Source organism: Citrobacter sp. W9 (genome assembly GCF_026719375.1).
GTDB classification, from domain to species: Bacteria; Pseudomonadota; Gammaproteobacteria; order Enterobacterales; family Enterobacteriaceae; genus Citrobacter; species Citrobacter werkmanii.
Genome location: NZ_JAPPTE010000033.1, coordinates 1 through 15,039 on the forward strand (window position 1 = coordinate 1; position 15,039 = coordinate 15,039).

At 53.4% G+C, this 15,039-nt stretch carries 20 protein-coding genes; 13 read left to right on the forward strand and 7 right to left on the reverse strand.

Annotation, left to right across the window (positions count from 1 at the left end; genetic code table 11):
• Window positions 1-90: 90 nt before the first annotated feature.
• The 3 genes from OOJ59_RS28305 to OOJ59_RS26210 are packed head-to-tail and all read right to left on the reverse strand — an operon-like array spanning window position 91 to window position 2,167.
• Window positions 91-657: a DUF6884 domain-containing protein gene (locus tag OOJ59_RS28305; protein WP_099530134.1), complete on the reverse strand. Its 567-nt coding sequence runs from the start codon at window positions 655-657 to the stop codon at window positions 91-93.
• Window positions 654-1,907: a hypothetical protein gene (locus tag OOJ59_RS26205; RefSeq protein WP_053389731.1), complete on the reverse strand. Its 1,254-nt coding sequence runs from the start codon at window positions 1,905-1,907 to the stop codon at window positions 654-656. The genes OOJ59_RS28305 and OOJ59_RS26205 overlap by 4 nt, the downstream gene beginning before the upstream one ends.
• Window positions 1,907-2,167: a hypothetical protein gene (locus OOJ59_RS26210; RefSeq protein WP_099530132.1), complete on the reverse strand. Its 261-nt coding sequence runs from the start codon at window positions 2,165-2,167 to the stop codon at window positions 1,907-1,909. The genes OOJ59_RS26205 and OOJ59_RS26210 overlap by 1 nt, the downstream gene beginning before the upstream one ends.
• A 612-nt stretch (window positions 2,168-2,779) precedes the next feature.
• Here OOJ59_RS26210 and OOJ59_RS26215 point away from each other — a divergent pair.
• Genes OOJ59_RS26215 through OOJ59_RS26230 form a run of 4 tightly spaced genes read left to right on the forward strand, consistent with a single transcriptional unit; the run spans window position 2,780 to window position 4,813 of the window.
• Entirely contained in the window at window positions 2,780-3,049 is a 270-nt protein-coding gene (locus tag OOJ59_RS26215) for a hypothetical protein (RefSeq protein ID WP_053389733.1), read from the forward strand.
• A gap of 51 nt (window positions 3,050-3,100) precedes the next feature.
• A complete protein-coding gene (locus OOJ59_RS26220) occupies window positions 3,101-3,487 on the forward strand; it encodes a hypothetical protein (protein ID WP_053389734.1) in 387 nt (128 codons plus the stop codon).
• 11 nt (window positions 3,488-3,498) lie between these two features.
• The gene (locus OOJ59_RS26225; protein WP_069325153.1) at window positions 3,499-4,032 is read left to right on the forward strand and encodes a hypothetical protein; all 534 of its coding nucleotides are present in this window, start codon (window positions 3,499-3,501) and stop codon (window positions 4,030-4,032) included.
• A 4-nt stretch (window positions 4,033-4,036) separates the two neighbouring features.
• The gene (locus tag OOJ59_RS26230) at window positions 4,037-4,813 is read left to right on the forward strand and encodes a site-specific integrase (protein ID WP_053389736.1); all 777 of its coding nucleotides are present in this window, start codon (window positions 4,037-4,039) and stop codon (window positions 4,811-4,813) included.
• A 93-nt stretch (window positions 4,814-4,906) separates the two neighbouring features.
• On the opposite strand, the gene OOJ59_RS26235 is transcribed toward OOJ59_RS26230, so the two are convergent.
• Window positions 4,907-5,191: a ribbon-helix-helix protein, CopG family gene (locus tag OOJ59_RS26235; protein ID WP_053389737.1), complete on the reverse strand. Its 285-nt coding sequence runs from the start codon at window positions 5,189-5,191 to the stop codon at window positions 4,907-4,909.
• A gap of 47 nt (window positions 5,192-5,238) precedes the next feature.
• Window positions 5,239-5,892, reverse strand: a complete 654-nt coding sequence (locus OOJ59_RS26240) for an AAA family ATPase (protein ID WP_048227675.1) — start codon at window positions 5,890-5,892, stop codon at window positions 5,239-5,241.
• 277 nt (window positions 5,893-6,169) lie between these two features.
• On the opposite strand from OOJ59_RS26240, the gene parM reads away from it, so the two are divergent.
• Window positions 6,170-7,141 (forward strand): plasmid segregation protein ParM domain-containing protein, encoded by a 972-nt coding sequence (gene parM, locus OOJ59_RS26245; RefSeq protein WP_048227674.1) that lies wholly within the window; start codon window positions 6,170-6,172, stop codon window positions 7,139-7,141.
• Between the two features lie 70 nt (window positions 7,142-7,211).
• The gene (locus tag OOJ59_RS26250) at window positions 7,212-7,535 is read left to right on the forward strand and encodes a plasmid partitioning/stability family protein (protein ID WP_232926361.1); all 324 of its coding nucleotides are present in this window, start codon (window positions 7,212-7,214) and stop codon (window positions 7,533-7,535) included.
• Window positions 7,536-7,538: 3 nt separating this feature from the next.
• Here OOJ59_RS26250 and OOJ59_RS26255 read toward each other — a convergent pair whose 3' ends face one another.
• Both OOJ59_RS26255 and umuD read right to left on the reverse strand, forming a co-directional pair.
• On the reverse strand, window positions 7,539-8,810 hold the full coding sequence (locus OOJ59_RS26255; protein WP_053389739.1) for a Y-family DNA polymerase: 1,272 nt from the start codon (window positions 8,808-8,810) through the stop codon (window positions 7,539-7,541).
• A complete protein-coding gene (gene umuD, locus OOJ59_RS26260; RefSeq protein WP_048227699.1) occupies window positions 8,810-9,238 on the reverse strand; it encodes a translesion error-prone DNA polymerase V autoproteolytic subunit in 429 nt (142 codons plus the stop codon). The genes OOJ59_RS26255 and umuD overlap by 1 nt, the downstream gene beginning before the upstream one ends.
• Before the next feature lie 454 nt (window positions 9,239-9,692).
• On the opposite strand from umuD, the gene OOJ59_RS26265 reads away from it, so the two are divergent.
• The 7 genes from OOJ59_RS26265 (at window position 9,693) to OOJ59_RS26295 (ending at window position 15,018) form a co-directional block, all read left to right on the forward strand.
• On the forward strand, window positions 9,693-10,436 hold the full coding sequence (locus tag OOJ59_RS26265; RefSeq protein ID WP_053389740.1) for a hypothetical protein: 744 nt from the start codon (window positions 9,693-9,695) through the stop codon (window positions 10,434-10,436).
• Between the two features lie 354 nt (window positions 10,437-10,790).
• Complete coding sequence (locus OOJ59_RS26270; RefSeq protein ID WP_072206635.1) at window positions 10,791-11,252, forward strand: hypothetical protein; 462 nt, start codon at window positions 10,791-10,793, stop codon at window positions 11,250-11,252.
• The gene (locus OOJ59_RS26275) at window positions 11,252-11,590 is read left to right on the forward strand and encodes a hypothetical protein (protein WP_053389741.1); all 339 of its coding nucleotides are present in this window, start codon (window positions 11,252-11,254) and stop codon (window positions 11,588-11,590) included. Before OOJ59_RS26270 ends, OOJ59_RS26275 begins: the two co-directional genes overlap by 1 nt.
• A gap of 363 nt (window positions 11,591-11,953) precedes the next feature.
• Window positions 11,954-12,733 carry a hypothetical protein gene (locus OOJ59_RS26280; RefSeq protein ID WP_145996429.1) on the forward strand — a complete coding sequence of 260 codons (780 nt, stop codon included), beginning with the start codon at window positions 11,954-11,956 and terminating at the stop codon, window positions 12,731-12,733.
• A 407-nt stretch (window positions 12,734-13,140) separates the two neighbouring features.
• Window positions 13,141-13,650, forward strand: a complete 510-nt coding sequence (locus OOJ59_RS26285) for an antirestriction protein ArdA (RefSeq protein WP_053389743.1) — start codon at window positions 13,141-13,143, stop codon at window positions 13,648-13,650.
• 42 nt (window positions 13,651-13,692) lie between these two features.
• On the forward strand, window positions 13,693-13,881 hold the full coding sequence (locus OOJ59_RS26290; RefSeq protein WP_048227667.1) for a hypothetical protein: 189 nt from the start codon (window positions 13,693-13,695) through the stop codon (window positions 13,879-13,881).
• An 804-nt stretch (window positions 13,882-14,685) separates the two neighbouring features.
• The gene (locus tag OOJ59_RS26295; protein WP_077223967.1) at window positions 14,686-15,018 is read left to right on the forward strand and encodes a DUF905 family protein; all 333 of its coding nucleotides are present in this window, start codon (window positions 14,686-14,688) and stop codon (window positions 15,016-15,018) included.
• The last annotated feature ends 21 nt before the right edge of the window (window positions 15,019-15,039 follow it).

Genomic DNA, 15,039 nt, shown 5'->3' on the forward strand with positions numbered 1-15,039 from the left:
AGGGAACGTTTCCTGCCCGCTGATTGCGTCACTGCAAGACGGAACGAAGCTCGCTGCATCGGCGCGGGGGAGTCACGGGGTGACTACGCCTTAGCGTGCTTTATTTTCCGAATTCTGAGACGACCCCTGATAGCCTTTTGAGGTGACAACCGTCAACTGTTCAGGTGCTCGTAGCGTGTACCTTCCCGCGAGAAGGTCTGATTCCACGGCACGCAGGTATACTGGGGAGGCCGCCACTACAAACCGATCGTCAGGCCTTGTCTGCATCAGCATTTTCAGGGAGGTACACCGTCGTTCCGAAAGTGGACGTGTTGTCAGTCGTTCCCAGTGAGTGCGATGGCAGAACGGCATCGAGGAAAATGTCGCCTCATACGGGACCACGGGATCAGAGGCATGTAGTAGCCCCAGGCCAGCTGAAATCACCCACATTTCGGCACCGTTTCGCGCCGCAGCTGCAACTGCCCTGCACCAGTGCTGGCCCGTATACAGTTCGCCGGCGGTCATGGGGGGCGATCCGCGACGGGCCTGCGCCAGTCTTTCCATCCAGAGCCCGTAAGCTCTCTCCACGTCACGTTCATCCGGAAAGACCGCATCACCTGCAGGCACGGTTTTGCGGCGCGTGCAGGTTACAATCAAATGGACGTTGCCTGTGCTCATGACGGCGTCCCCGCGCTGTGGTTGTTCCAGACGATCACCGTGGCCAGATGTTCCGCCACCTCCTGCCCCGTGTAGCCGGCCAGGATCGCCAACGCCCGGGCGCCTGCGTCACGGGACAGCGGACTGCAGAACCCGAATCCGTCCGTAATCAGGAGCCACTGCAGACGGTCAGTCCAGCGCTCGCCGGGTTGGCGGACCGGTGAAAACACAATCTCAGTCAGCTGCTCGCGGTTGCAGTACAGCTGTCGCTGTTCCAGTTCATCCAGCAGGCTGTTCAGCTCGCGCCGGTCATATTCTTCCTGACTCATCAGCGGCCAGCGGATAAGGCGGATGAGGCGGGAAGCCTGGTCCGGCGTGAACCCGAATCCGTCCAGCAACTCTGTCAGCAGCGGGCCGGCATCCTCTTCATACCGATCCGAACGAAGGGCACCAGGGGTCCCTTCCACCGTTTTCGCCAGTGCCAGAAAACGTTCCTGTAGCGGTTGTTCCTTATTACGCCTGCCGGGCTTCACTGCGTTAAGGTGCTCCGGGTTTGTGGCGGACAGCCCCTGCACATCGTATTGTCGCAGTGCCCTCAGCAGGTACCGGTACCAGGTTTCCGTCGTGTCTGCAGCCTGCCCGCCGGGAAACTCAGCCCCTTTCAGTGAAGGTGTACCCTGTTCCGGCGCGGTGCTTTCGTTGATCTGCAGGCGGATATCAATGCCGGCATCGTGACAGGCCTGTAACCACTCAGCCACCTGCAGGGGGTCGCCTTCCTGTCGCATCACTTGCCCGGCCGTGTTCCACAGCTGCAGGCAGGTGGTGCCGTCGAGACGGATAACGTAGTCGCCCCGGCACGCCAGGTGCCAGCGACCGTCCAGCTCCACCGGCCGGTCGTCACCGAACCTGTCAGACTCGTATACCGGCTTTATCCGGACCAGGGGCAGAACCCGGATCTCCGTCGTGCGTTGCTCCGCCAGGACACGCGCCTGTTCGTCAGCCAGAAGCGGAGCGGCCAGCGCACGGCCGGCGTCCGTCAGCTCGACGGCCAGCTGCAGGTTCGGGGCGCGCAGGGTGCGCAGCCAGCCTGCGGCCTCCATACGCCGGCAGGAGGCGCGCAGGTTCGGCCCGTACACCGGGGCGTCCCCGCCCTGCTCCAGCATCCGCTCAATATCCCGCGTGGCCACCGGTCCCGGACGTTTCGCATCGAGGGCGGCCAGCACAATCAGCACCCGCCGCTGCAGCGGCGATGGTCGGCGTGTCTTAGTCATTACTTATCCGTCTCTGGCCAGATGAGCTTTCTGAGACGCTGATGATCGGCGTCGATGAGCGCTTTGGTTTGTTCGTAATTTTTCATTGGCGCACCAGTAATGGCCAGTTCATACCAGAATCCCAGAAGGGTGCTGGCCTTACTCGATTCGCTGATGTATTTGGCGCCCTGGCTGTCCAGCTCGAATTCACGGATACGTTCTTCCGCTATCCGGGTCAGTTGCTCATAGCTGAGTGAAAAATTCACTTCTTTCTCATCCATCCTGCACGCTCCGTCTGAAAATGTCGCTTGAGTAAAAAATCATATCATGAATGATTTTCCACTCTGTGTGTAATAATCATATCAGATATGATTTTGCGATTAATGATAAATATCATATCCAGTATGATTTAATGTGAATTGCCTACTATCATATCCTTTGCGTGTTTTCCGCCGGGCAGATCCGATTTCTGGCTGTTCCGGATCTTCTCTCCGGCCTCCGGCGCGCAGCGGCGCAGAAACACAACATGTGCCATGCCATCAGCTGCGTTTTCTTCTATATGTTGTGTTTATCCCCTTCCCCGTGATCCGTCGCGCAGGGGCAGATATTGCCGCTTTGCTTATTTCGTGTGCGTGGTACACTTCCGGAAACTGTTAAATACGCAATAAATCGGATCACACCGAAACGGCCATCCGGTAATTTAACGGCGTGGCTATATGCCTGCTCATTATCCTCTTATAAATGATGACGGCAGGGGAAAATCATCCGGGTGACAGACGCAGGGTTGTGCGCAGACAGATCTGCCGCCCGTAATAATTACTCTGAGTGACTATTTTATGTGTAAACGATGTACTGCTGGTCGAACTGGTAACAGGACATTACTGGAAATAAGAATGGCTCTTGGTATCCCAAACAGCACTCCATTATGGATTAGGGATTTAGAATATCCGGTTAATCCGCGTTACCTGGTGAATTCATACGGTTTTGTTATTGCTATCCAGGAGCCAGACTGCGAATTCTGGCATCTAAGAGAGTTAAGCGACGTTTCTGATGTCAAGGATGGTTGTCTTCCCGATAAGGGGGAATTTGATGAAAAGCTGGCTGATGTTGGTGACACAATGCTGTATGACATTCGGCCTGACTTCTGGGCAAGCTTCAGATAGAAGCATTAACAGAGGGTAAGGCGGGATTTCTCAATAATAAAGGAACACTGGATGGAAAAGTTTAAGTTTGATCTGGAGACATTTGTTACCGACACGGAAGAGCAGGATTTCAGTCTTGACCAGCAGACGCTGAATGAACTGGCTGCCATGCGTCCACTTTACCCCGAACTGGCCCACTGGACCCGCTTTGCGTTTTTTGTGGCCTGGGGGGCTTACTCGCAGGACATTTACGCCATCAGTTGGGTGTACTGGCTGACCCGGAAGCGGGATGAGGGTTTTCTGGCCTACTGCTATGCCTGCCAGCGCTGGCCGGCGTTTGATTTTGGCGGGACTGGGCTGTATGACGACGATATTCAGGAACTGGCAGCGCAACATCCCTGGAATTGTTCTCCGCTGCCGCCGGCTCCCGGTTGGTTACCCGCCGCATATAAACTATAACGAGGAGCAACATGACAGTGTCAACATGGGATGGAATGGCTCTTGCCGATATTCCTGCTGATTATTTTGACGAACCTTTTGAAACGTGGACGGGTAAACTGCCGGTCCTGGTGCTTGCGTCGACTCGGACAGTACCGGTCAGCACCAACCGTCAGTGGCGGCTGGCCTCCGCATCCTGTGGCGGACACCGGGAGGATATCTTCCCTGCGGCGGTGCTGCAGCTGGATATCTGTCAGGAAATGGCCGGCGTGGTCAGGGGGATCGCCGATTCTGCTTTTACTGATGAGTATCTGGGGTATTTTGAGTCACTGCCTGAAGCAGAACGCCGGTCCATACTGTCTGATTATTCCCGGTATCTGGGAGCGGCAGGTCTCACATGCAGTGAAGATAATCTGTCGCTGTTCAGCCAGGATTTATATCCTCTGGACGCGACCCCCGCGAACCTGCACAGGCTGTCTTCTTCTGCCAGTGAGGCGGAGCTTGAACGTTGCCGCGACGGCCTGGTGATGTTTATTATCGGCCCTTCAGATTTTCCGGGGTGTTAAAGCAATGAGTCATCTCATGCCGGTCACTCAAACCAATGTTCCTGCAGCACAGCTACCTGTGGCCATCGATTACCCGGCGGCTCTGGCCCTGCGTCAGATGGCGATCGTCCAGGACGAACTGCCGAAGTATCTGCTGGCGCCGGAAGTAAGCGCCCTACTCCATTATGTCCCCGATCTGCACCGCAAGATGTTGCTGGCCACGCTGTGGAATACCGGCGCGCGCATTAACGAAGCGCTGGCGCTGACCCGGAGTGATTTTTCGCTGGCGCCACCCTACCCGTTTGTGCAGCTGGCCACCCTGAAACAGCGGGCAGAAAAGGCGGCCAGAACAGCAGGAAGAATGCCTGCTGGCAGCCAGGCTCATCGCCTGGTGCCGCTGTCAGATAAACAGTACGTCAGTCAGCTGGAGATGATGGTGGCCACGCTGAAAATTCCCCTCGAGCGCCGAAATAAACGTACTGGCAGAACAGAGAAAGCACGCATCTGGGAAATTACGGACCGCACCGTCAGAACCTGGCTGAGTGAAGCGGTTGAATCCGCTGCGGCCGACGGTGTGACATTCTCGGTAGCGGTGACTCCACATACTTTTCGGCATTCCTATGCCATGCATATGCTGTACAACGGTATTCCGCTGAAGGTGCTGCAGAGTCTGATGGGGCATAAGAGTATCAGTTCAACGGAGGTCTACACGAAGGTGTTTGCACTCGATGTGGCGGCACGGCACCGGGTACAGTTTCAGATGTCCGGGGCTGAGGCTGTTGCGATGATAAAAAAAATCTAAGATAGCAGTAAGATTCAGAAAAGATTGATTTGATGTTGTTTTAATATTAAAACAACATCAAATTGAAATTGCTTTCATTGTGTTTTAATGTTTTTAGTCGCTGATTTTCTTCTTGCCAGCAATTTGCAAACCATAGTCCAGTATGTTTATGCATGACATATTAATGAAAGCAGCGCGCGATTGCCCGTTCTCTGCAGCTGCTTCATCTATACGCTTAATCAGTTCAGGGTCCATCGTGATTGTGATCTGCTGTTTTTTACCTTTAACAACTCCCTTCGACGCGGGGAGTTTTGCATCGGGGGCTGAGTTTATGAAGTTTTCTACTGCCTCATTATTTGAAACAGATTGCTGGTTTTTGGGTTTTTTTTGGAGCGCCATTTCATATCACCTATACATTACTTTAATATTATTTTGATTGCATTTAACTATTCAAATAGTGTTGATATGAGAGTATCTAGCTCTTGCACTGCAATCTTTTCATGCGAACGTAATTTCAGTTCACTCACGGTCCTTCCACTGCCTGCAGCATTGGCGTAGACTTTTCTTTGATAGATGACTTTGTCGAGGATTGGGATGTCCTCTTTGTACTCTTCCATCATTTCCAGCATATCTCTGTTGTAGGAGGATCTGGCTTGAGTATCTGCTTTGTTCAAAAGCGAATAGCAGACCAACCCATCTCTTATGCTCCGCGCTTCTTTGATTAGTTCGGCGTTGGCATCCATAGCCCAAGCTTCGAAACTTCCCGGTGCTGAAGGGACTAAAAGGACGTCTGTGATTGTCAGAGCTGCCCTCATAGCAGTGGAGTCTCGGCCCCCACATTCGATGATGATATCGTCAAAGTTATCTTTCTGTTGTAAAACCTGGCTCCTTAATACCGGACCTTCAGGGTAATGCGAGCAAGCAATACCTGGCTCAACACCGTCCTCTGAACGAACCAAAATAGCTGTTTGCGACGAACCCTGTTTATCACCATCGACTAACCAAACTTTTTTCCCCTGAAGGGCTCTTTTTACGGCAATGTTGACCGCGAGCGTAGACTTACCTACGCCACCTTTTGTGTTAGCTATCGTAAGTATCATTGCAATCCCTTTTTAATATTAAAACAATATCATGATGATAGTTTTTTTGGCTGTCATGTCAACCGATAGCGATGCTTTTTGGTGAAAGTTACCTCAACTCAGTATGATATTAAAGTAATATTAAAATAATGTGTTTTCGATGTTCAAATGATTTGATTATGAGTTTGTTTTGATATTATCATGTTCGAAGGGACTCAAAGTGAGTAGTTGCACTGCCGTGAGAATAATTGTTAATACTCACTTTGAGTGTTATCGATATCTGGGCTAAGGAATGACAATGAATATTTTCTGTGACGACGGATCAACAAACGTAAAACTTGCCTGGTATGCCGGGAAAAAGCTGCAGACGTCAGTATCTGCGAACTCGTTCCGTACCGGCTGGAAGGTAGAGGGGCTGGGAAATCGACAGACTTTTAACTATGAGCTCGATGGCAAGAAGTACACCTATGATGAAGTCAGCAATCAGTCCATCCTGACGACTCATATTGAGTATCAGTACACGGATGTGAATGTTCTGGCTGTACATCATGCATTACTTAACAGCGGGCTGAAGCCACAGGCTGTTTCACTGACGGTGACACTGCCTATCAGTGAGTTCTATACAAAAGAATGCCAGAAGAATGAGCTCAACATTCAGCGCAAGATCGACAACCTTATGCGGCCGGTAAAACTGAATAAAGGTGAGACGTTCAGTATTGAACACGTTGAAGTTATGCCGGAATCCCTGCCTGCCGTGTTTACCCGTCTGGTAAAAGACAGTGTCGGGCCTTACGAGAAATCGCTGGTAATCGACCTTGGCGGGACGACTCTAGATGTTGGCGTCATTGTCGGGCAGTTTGATGCGGTCAGTGCCATTCATGGTAATTCGGATATTGGTGTGTCAATGGTCACTCAGAGTGCCCTCAGTGCGCTTCGTATGGCTTCAAGTGATACCAGTGCCATGGTGGCTGATGAATTGATAAAACACCGCCACGATATGGATTTTGTCCGTCAGGTGATTAATGACGAGAGCAAAATCCCACTGGTGATGGATACCATTGAAAGCGCAATCGCCAGTCTGGGGGCTCGGGTGGTGGATGACCTTGCCGATTTCCGTCATGTAAACCGGGTTTATATTGTCGGTGGTGGTGCACCGCTTATCGAAACGGCAGTCCAGGCGGCATGGCAACATCTGGGCCCGAAAGTGGTTATGATGGCCTCTCCACAGACCGCACTGGTAGAAGCGATCGCCGTATTTAAAGGGGAGTAATGAAGTGAGTGAGGAACGGAAAAAATTCACGTTATATCTGCATCCTGAGAAGGATGCAGACAGACAGGCTCTGGAAGTCATTGAAGCCGTTCCCCGTTCTACCCGGGGCGAGTTGTTCCGGAATGCGTTTATTTCCGGAATGGCTCTGCAGCAACTGGATCCTAGATTACCCGCGCTTCTGGCCGCGATGCTGAACAAGGAGTTTACAGCTGACCAGTTGACCGGGCTGCTCAGCCAGACCACCGGATGGAAACCTACGCAGGCTGATATTCGCTCAGTGCTTCAGGAACTGGGAGCTGGGCAGTTTACCCCTGCAATCAAGCCCGAAGTCGTAGAGGATGATGAGCAGCAGCGACTGGAAGAAGCCCGAGAAAAAATGAAGAGCTTTCTCTGATACTCAAATTGAGGCGCACGGTATATCAGTCCATTTAGTTGTGTATGCCGGCGACAGCATTTCTCTTTTCATCTGCCAGTCCGGCGCTATTCCGCGCCCAGCAAACCATACCCTCCCGAGCCCTGAATGGTTTATGCCATCCAGGGCTTTCATTAGCTCCTCGCTACATTCCCGCGGCTTAACGTCATCGAAAAGATTTAACTGTGCTACTCCCGTAGGGGTGAAGTCATTCAGCATTACTCCAGCCTTTGCATATCGATGCCCGTCGAGCCAGATACAGTCCAGGGCTTTTACTGAGGCATTAATGATGTCTCGGGTGTCGCGTGTAGGCACTAGAAGCTTTTCACTGGCCACGTTGCCGTAATAAGCTTCGTTGACTGCGAAAGGGGAGGTTTTGATAAAGACCGATATGTGCCGGCAGAACTGATGTTCTCCCCGCAATTTTTCAGCCGCGCGTTCGGCGTACTGGCAGATAGCCTGTCGCAACGCTTCGTAAGTCGTGATGCGCTCTCCGAATGATCGGCTGCAGACAATCTGCTGCTTTGCGGGCGGTGCCTCTTCAAGAGATATACAGGCCTCACCGTTCAGCTCGCGTACTGTCCGCTCCAGCACCACGGTAAAGTTCTTGCGTACAAAGGCAGGGTTCATGCGCGCCAGCTGCAGCGCAGTTGTCACGCCGTATGTATTCAGCTTTTTGCCTATGCGGCGACCAACCCCCCAGATTTCCTCCACTGGCTGCAGTGAGAGCAGTTTCTCTGTCCTACGGAGATTGCCAGTAGTCAGGGCCAGCACGCCCCCAAATTGCGGCCACTCCTTAGAAGCCCATTGTGCTGATTTTGCTAAAGTTTTTGTCGGTCCCATCCCGACACCAATTGTCAGTCCGGTTCCTCTTAGGACGTGCTCGCGCAGCTGCCGTCCGAAATCTTCAAAGTCAGTACAGCCATCGATGCCGCGAATATCCAGGAACATTTCGTCGATACTATACTGCTCAACGCGGGGCGCCAATTCTTCCAGATGTGCCATGACCCGGTTGCTCAGACTTGCGTACAGCTCATAATTACTGGAAAACGTTAGGACTTTCTCCGGGAACTGCATTGCTTTTAGCTGAAACCAGGGGATCCCCATTTTGATTCCAAGCCGCTTCGCTTCCTTAGATCTGGCTATAACACAACCATCGTTATTGCTAAGAACAACCACTGGTCTATCACGTAAGTCAGGACGAAAGACCTTCTCACAACTCGCATAAAAGCTGTTCACATCAGCCAGGGCGAACATCAATCATGTCCCCGGGTTTTGTGCACAAATGCCGTCACGACACCGAAGATCTGCAGGTTCTCCGGGTCTGGCCATAGAGTTGGGTAGGCTGGGTTCATCGCCTGCAGTCCAGGCCGTGGCCTCAGCAGCAATCTCTTAACCGTGAACTCTCCCTCTATCTCAGCTATGACGATGTCTCCGTGCTGAGCCTGTTCGGCTTTATCGACGATCATCAAGTCGCCCGAATGCAGGCCGATGTCGGTCATCGAGTTGCCGATAGCTCGTACAAAGTAGGTTGAGCTGGGCCGCGATATACAGTACTGGTTCAGGTCTAATTCGGCCTCCACGTAGTCCTGGGCCGGTGAGGGAAACCCAGCCTGGCAGCGATCGCTATAGAGAGGGATGGGCGTCAACTCTGGATTGCTGTCAGCACGTATAAACTCAAACATAACCACCTCAAATAACACTGTTTGCATATACAGTATTATTGCCTTATTGAAGACACTTTCAAGTATTGATTTTTTGCTGCCTTTAACCCTCTGTAGTTCCTGGAAAAACTCCACCGGTGATGTGGTACCTTGCACTCGTTGAGAGCTGGGTTACTTATCCACAGAATCGGGGGATAACGATGTGGGTATATCCAATGAAGTCACTTTGCTGCTCTATTGCAGTCAGATTATCTCCAGCCATCGCTTAAACAGTTGCACCGTGCCGGCAAAAATAAAGTCGCCTGCTGCTGCACCCGTTCGCACTCCCTCTGGTCGCTTGCGCTGCGGCTTTGCCTCCGGAACTTGATTTTTGCCTGATGGCACGTTGCCGCCTGTCGCTTATGGCGGGAGATATCCTCCCGTACGTAAAAGCTACGGCAGAAGAAGCCCGGTAAATCAAACGAAGGAGTACCCTATGAATCTTTATATGACTCTTGCACCAACCCGCAGCCGTCAGATCCTGTCAGAAAACAACTGGCCGTCGTCAGTCGTTGTCCAGCCTGATGCAAACTGTTATTGCTTCACTATTTCGGGCCATGTCACTACCGAATCTATTATGGCGATGCTGCCGGCGATTGCTTCACGTGGCCATCTTGATACCCGTGCGGTCCATGGCCTGCAGCAGATGTGCAGTGATCTCAACCTGTGTGCAAGCGTCAGCGGCGAAATCCTGAAAGGTGATCCTTGTGTTCGGGTTGATTTTGAGGAGGCGAACCCGATCTGTATTGGCCTGACTGAAGCGATTGAAGCCGATTTGATGGTCCTGTGCCGTCAGATCTTCATTGATGCCGGCATTATTAACGACATGACCGGAGCCCAGTATGAAGGGATTAATATTTTTGAGCGCCAGACACGCCACTTCTGGGTTTTTGGTGAAGCGTGGAATGATATGCCGCCGCTGATGCGCCCGGATGCTGAACAACAGCAACTATGGCTGACAGAAATTTTTCACCACGGGGCCGCAGTTGTTGCCGTTGGCCTCGCGATTTACCGTGATTTTGATATGGTCCGCGAAGGTGACCGCAGCGCCGGCATTTGCATTATTCGTCCGGGAGCGCCAGTACGCCATTGGCTACCGCTGAAAGCGCTTCATGCTCTGGCTGACGAGGTACGCCAGCGTATCATCCACGATCGGGAATTAACCTCCAGCTTTTCCTGAAGACGTCCCCGGGAAACCGGGGCTCATCATCTCTCCCCAGCCATCCACTGCCGGTATTGAACCGGCAGCGTCTGGTTATCCCATCTTCAGGCATGGGTGCGCCGTGCCTTCACTATAGCCCGACTGTGGTGAATGCAAGGGAAGCTGCGCCGCCAGCTGCACCCGGCCGCCTGTGATTTAACGTCTTATCGTCGTTCCTTCCGTCGGTTTTCCGCTCAATTTTCACGGAAAACCCGTCCGGAACGCCTCTGCTATTACCGGCTACCGGCCTTGCTGGCGCCCTTGCATTAACCACTGATCGTCGGGCTGTCGTGTCGGCACGGCGCAGATGGGTGCCGGGTTAAGGAGGGAAATATGTTTAAGCTGACGTGTATTACGCTGGATGATGGCCAGCATGCGGTGTTTCTCAATGGCCACTGTCTGGCCAGTGACGATGTAAGTGGCCATAAGTTTTCCCTGGGGGAGATCCTTGAGCGTCTGTCCCGGCTACCAGGCGTTCAGACCGAAATGGTGAAATGGCCGGTACCGCCAGGAGACTGGGAGTGGTTTGATGTGGCCAACGCAGTTTTCCCGACACCTGGTCTGTGGCGTCGTGAAATGACTGTATCGGGGATGATTGCCAGATTGCAGCAACATCCTCTGGATGCACTTTGTACAGGGACGTTCTGGCTGGCCGACGATTTCCTTTCGCTCGATAACACGCTGGACAACGAGACGATTGAGGCTGCGATGGCACTCGCTGATGAATGCCATGATGCCAATATCGGTTTCAACTGGGATCACCTGCAGTGGGCGATTGAAGAGGCAAAGAAATAATGAATACCTGGTTGATTGGCGTCGATATCGAAGTTTCTGATCTTGAGTTTCCGGCATATTTCCTGATCCAGGCGGAGAGTCTGGCGCTGGCGGAAGCCGGGGTTGTTTATATGGGGAGAACCTGGTGGCAGGAATGCCTGGAAGAGAGTGATGGCTGCCGATGGGCTTATCGTTCCGGAAAGTCGGTCTGGTTTAACAGCATCACACTGCTTGATGATGTTGAAAGTTCTATCCTGCAGGAGCTTAAATTCCTGGATGCCTGGGTTGTTACCGGTGATCTGACAAGCCCGCGGGTTCAGAATCAGTTCAACGAACACTGGGACGAATTCACCCGCTAACCGTGGCCGGGCTGCATTGTCAGCCCGCCAAATCAGCCATAAGGATGTCGTGGACTCCGCTTTTTATGCCGCGCCGGTGTCGCGGCGGGTGTCAACGCCGTGCCTCCACTATAGCCCGACTGCGGTTAATGCAAGGGACATGGCCGGGCCATCTCCACCATCGCCCGGTCGCAGTAAATTTTTTATGTTTTTCAACGTTCTTCCCGTCGTTCTCTCGCTCAGGTTTCGCTCGATAACCGTCCAGACCGTTTCTGCTTTTATCTGCGCTGCGGCCTCCGGTTCCGCCCTTGCATTTCCCGCGGATCGTCGGGCTGTCGTATCGGCACGGCGAAGCAGTCGCCGCGTCGAGACAAGGAGAAAACTATGACCACCGCTTATCGCTTTATGCACCGTCACACCCGTAACACGCTGGTTGCCCGTGGCTGGCCAGCCACGATGGATATCGATACCAGCCTGAATTATTCGCGTGGGGAAGGCGTCGCTTTCTATGGCCAACTGGGGGCGTCCGATCTGCTGCGCCTGTTGCCTGAAATTGCGCTGCGTGGCCTGATGCCGGATAGCGCACTGAATGAACTGCTGCCATTAGTTAGCGGGAGCGATCTGATTGTTCGTCTTTACCGCAACTCGCTGGGCCACCGCAAAGCCCACGCTGGCACGATTTCGCTGGAATACGATAACTGTCCTGCCGGGATGTCGGTAAAACAAATCCTGTGCCTCCTGAAAGCCCTGCGAGACGAAATCAACCATGTCTGTAGCTGTGTCGCCGCTGCCGGATACCGCCTGACAGAAGCCCTGCGTCCTGCTGCTGATCCTCTGGTGTTTACCCGCCGGACGCGCAACTTCACGCTCTCCGTGATTGAAGTGGAAGCCGGAAGCGATGATACCGAGTGGGATAACGACACTCTCGACGCGCGCCTGAAAGCCGTCCTCGACGGGCAGGAAACGTTTCGTCGCCTCCAGATCCGTCTCGAATGTCGCGGTCGCGTTGTTGGTGTCACGGACGTACCGTTCGCGCTGCGTCACCCGGACAGCCCATCACGCGTATGGTTTGAGCGCCGCTGGTTACGTGATGCGGTCAGCGAGGCCCGCGTCGAAATTGACGCGATGATGCGGTCATTCTCCGGAATCCGGATTGCTGCGTGACCGACGGGCGGGGCAGATTGCCCCGCAGTTCTGAACAGGAATCGGATGTCGCGCTGCTCCGCTATACCAGCGCGACCTCCACGCTGTTACGGGCGCGCGCGGGATGAGATTTCGTGCGGTCTGCGGCTAACGCCGTGCCTTCACTTTAGCCCGACCGCTGCGTATGCAAGGCACGTGGCTGGCGCCACCTCCACCGTCACCCGGTCGCAGTTATTTTTGATGATTATCGGCGTTCTTCCCGTTGTTTTTCTGCTCAAAAATTCGCAGAAAAACCGTCCAGACCGCCTCTGCTTTATCTGCGCTGCGGCCTCCGCTTCCGACCTTGCATCCTCCGCTTTTCGTCGGGCTGTCGTGTCGGCACGGCGTAAGCCGGTACTCAGATAACCTGGACTATGGAGGGAACACCCATGAACACTATCAGCACCACCACCCCGGCGGTATACGTTGGCACTTATCACAAATACAACTGTGGCAGCCTGGCCGGAAAATGGTTTGATTTGACCGATTTCGACGAGAAAGAAGACTTTCTGGAAGCCTGCCACGCGCTCCACGCGAATGAGCATGACCCGGAACTGATGTTTCAGGACTGGGAAGGCATTCCTTCTCAGTTTGCCTCTGAAAGCTCTGTGGACTGGGATTTCATCGATGCCTACAAACAGGCGAAGGATGTAGGTAAGGACGCGGCATTTATCGCGTGGGCCGAATACAGCGGCGAATGCGACTTTGACGCGTTCGAAGACGCCTACTATGGCGAGGCCGTGAGCGAAGAAGATTTTGCTGTGGACTACGTGAACGAACACAGCCTGCTGGCGGCTATCCCTGAGAGCCTGCGCGGCTACTTTGACTATGACGCGTTTGCCCGTGATTTGTTTATCGACACTTTCAACTTCATTGATGGCTATGTTTTTCGTCGCTAATTCAGATAAGGCAGGGGAAACCCTGCCGGAAAAAGGTTCCCTATGAAAATGACACCTGAAACACGCAAAATTCTGAAACACTACAAAACTCTGGTAAACGAACGCCGCAGGGAATTAGGCCTCAGACCTATAACGACGCCAATGCTCCTTGACGATATTTGTGATTTGTTGACTCGTCGCGAGCAACTTTTTATCGGCGGCCAGTTTATCCAGCAAAAAGTTAAATATTAGTCCCGGAGGCGGCCAATGAGCCGCCTGTTCGCGCGCGGGAAAACCATGTCATCCCTGCGGGATGACGGCAGGGGAAAGCGCCTGCGGCGCATTCCCTCCGCCGGTGAAGCCGGTAATGAATCAGTTCTGAAATCTGCTTTTCCTGCTGTCGTTTCTGAAACATGCTGACCTGCGTGGGCGTGGGCGTGGGCGTGGGCGTGGGCGTGGGCGTGGGCGTGGACCGCGTGGCCAGAACCATAACCAGAACGATAAAAACCGGGGCTTTCAGATACTTTTTTTCCACGGGCTGGTTTACCCGGGCGACTTCCCTTCGGGAACCGGGGCTGTCATGCTTCGCACCGAGCCAGCTGCGCTGTCTCTGCCCGGCCCTCCGGTAAACCTTCGGGCAGCGGGTTTCCATCCCAGGCTGTCGCAACGTCAAAGGCTGGCTTGCAGCGACCGTTCCGGTCGCGCCGCCCTGTCGCGCCGTTCCTGCGCTCGATGCACCCCGTTCCGGGGTGTAAGGGGCAACGTTGTTGACGTTGCCGGCTCTCTCCCGCCACTTCCTCTGCGTTCATTCCCTGCTGAGTGCCTTTCCGGTCGCTGATACCGCCACAACCCGTCTTGCTGGCCAGGACCGCCGGGGCTTTATCAGCAAATTTTTTCCGGACGAGCCGGAATAAATTTCCCGCTAATCCTGGACAGCTTCACCGGGCCGTGCCCGTTACGCTCTCGCGGAAAGGTCCTCCGCAGTGTGTGAAAACACCAGAAAGAGGACGGCAGGAGAGGCTTTGCCTCTGAAAACCAGACCAGAGGGGTTTTGTGATGTGCAAATCGTTGAAGGATTTTCTGAATCAGCCTGAGTCATTACGGCAGCCTACGGCTGAGGATCATGCGCTGGCGGCGCTGCTGAATGGCGAAGTCGTCAATGCTCCTGCGCCACTGCTTCCGTTGGGCGCTTTTACACGCGAAGACGCGAAAAACGTGTCTGCGTATTACTCCAATGTGACGTTAGAAAACGATCAGTCATCGCATTTTCAGTTAGTTATGCGTGACGAACATGAGCAGTTGATTGAACGGGTCTGGAATTTCCAGCCGGATGCCGGACAGGTACTGAACGGCTACCTGAAAAGTCACGGCAGGGCAGTACAGCAGTAAACGAAAGGTGTTCTGCGGAGA

Bases quoted from the DNA above. Each gene is read 5' to 3' on its own strand.
- OOJ59_RS26295 (WP_077223967.1), top strand. From the start codon at position 14,686: ATGTGCAAATCGTTGAAGGATTTTCTGAATCAGCCTGAGTCATTACGG.
- OOJ59_RS28305 (WP_099530134.1), bottom strand. From the start codon at position 657: ATGAGCACAGGCAACGTCCATTTGATTGTAACCTGCACGCGCCGCAAA.
- OOJ59_RS26255 (WP_053389739.1), bottom strand. From the start codon at position 8,810: ATGTTCGCCCTGGCTGATGTGAACAGCTTTTATGCGAGTTGTGAGAAG.
- OOJ59_RS26265 (WP_053389740.1), top strand. From the start codon at position 9,693: ATGAATCTTTATATGACTCTTGCACCAACCCGCAGCCGTCAGATCCTG.
- parM (WP_048227674.1), top strand. From the start codon at position 6,170: ATGAATATTTTCTGTGACGACGGATCAACAAACGTAAAACTTGCCTGG.
- OOJ59_RS26235 (WP_053389737.1), bottom strand. From the start codon at position 5,191: ATGGCGCTCCAAAAAAAACCCAAAAACCAGCAATCTGTTTCAAATAAT.
- OOJ59_RS26240 (WP_048227675.1), bottom strand. From the start codon at position 5,892: ATGATACTTACGATAGCTAACACAAAAGGTGGCGTAGGTAAGTCTACG.
- OOJ59_RS26220 (WP_053389734.1), top strand. From the start codon at position 3,101: ATGGAAAAGTTTAAGTTTGATCTGGAGACATTTGTTACCGACACGGAA.
- OOJ59_RS26290 (WP_048227667.1), top strand. From the start codon at position 13,693: ATGAAAATGACACCTGAAACACGCAAAATTCTGAAACACTACAAAACT.
- OOJ59_RS26280 (WP_145996429.1), top strand. From the start codon at position 11,954: ATGACCACCGCTTATCGCTTTATGCACCGTCACACCCGTAACACGCTG.
- OOJ59_RS26205 (WP_053389731.1), bottom strand. From the start codon at position 1,907: ATGACTAAGACACGCCGACCATCGCCGCTGCAGCGGCGGGTGCTGATT.
- OOJ59_RS26210 (WP_099530132.1), bottom strand. From the start codon at position 2,167: ATGGATGAGAAAGAAGTGAATTTTTCACTCAGCTATGAGCAACTGACC.
- OOJ59_RS26285 (WP_053389743.1), top strand. From the start codon at position 13,141: ATGAACACTATCAGCACCACCACCCCGGCGGTATACGTTGGCACTTAT.
- umuD (WP_048227699.1), bottom strand. From the start codon at position 9,238: ATGTTTGAGTTTATACGTGCTGACAGCAATCCAGAGTTGACGCCCATC.
- OOJ59_RS26225 (WP_069325153.1), top strand. From the start codon at position 3,499: ATGACAGTGTCAACATGGGATGGAATGGCTCTTGCCGATATTCCTGCT.
- OOJ59_RS26275 (WP_053389741.1), top strand. From the start codon at position 11,252: ATGAATACCTGGTTGATTGGCGTCGATATCGAAGTTTCTGATCTTGAG.
- OOJ59_RS26215 (WP_053389733.1), top strand. From the start codon at position 2,780: ATGGCTCTTGGTATCCCAAACAGCACTCCATTATGGATTAGGGATTTA.
- OOJ59_RS26270 (WP_072206635.1), top strand. From the start codon at position 10,791: ATGTTTAAGCTGACGTGTATTACGCTGGATGATGGCCAGCATGCGGTG.
- OOJ59_RS26230 (WP_053389736.1), top strand. From the start codon at position 4,037: ATGAGTCATCTCATGCCGGTCACTCAAACCAATGTTCCTGCAGCACAG.